The organism is Curtobacterium sp. P97 (assembly GCF_023712445.1).
Classification (GTDB): domain Bacteria; phylum Actinomycetota; class Actinomycetes; order Actinomycetales; family Microbacteriaceae; genus Curtobacterium.
Genome location: NZ_JAMAYF010000196.1, coordinates 1 through 408, shown reverse-complemented (window position 1 = coordinate 408; position 408 = coordinate 1). Strand labels below are relative to the sequence as shown.

At 77.7% G+C, this 408-nt stretch carries 1 protein-coding gene; it reads right to left on the bottom strand.

Annotated elements, in window-relative coordinates; genetic code table 11:
• On the bottom strand, positions 1-408 hold a 408-nt coding region (locus tag M3677_RS17625; RefSeq protein WP_251161229.1), incomplete at both ends, for an SDR family oxidoreductase.

The following is a 408-nucleotide window of genomic DNA, read 5'->3' as shown; positions in this document are numbered from 1 at the left end:
CAGCAGCGGCAGCGCCAACCGGGTCACGTACAGCGGCGAGAGCGTGTTGACGGTGATCTCGCGGTCGATCGAGGCCAGCGACCGCTCGCCGAAGCGCTCGGCGCTGGTCATGCCGGTGTTGTTCACCAGCACGTCGACCCGGCCGTACCGGCTCCCGACCTCGGCCAGCACGGCCTCGACCCGCGCGGGGTCGGTGAGGTCGCCGGCGAGCGCGACGTGCTGCCCGGGCCCGGGCAGGCCGGCGGCCACCGCCGCGGCGCGCCCGCCGTCGCGGTCGACGACGACCACCGACGCCCCGCGCCCGGCCAGCCGGTGGCACAGCACGCTGCCGATGCCGCCGGCCCCGCCGGTGACGACGACGACGCGGCCGGTGCCCGACCAGGTGCGCCGGGTGAGCAGGCGGCGCAG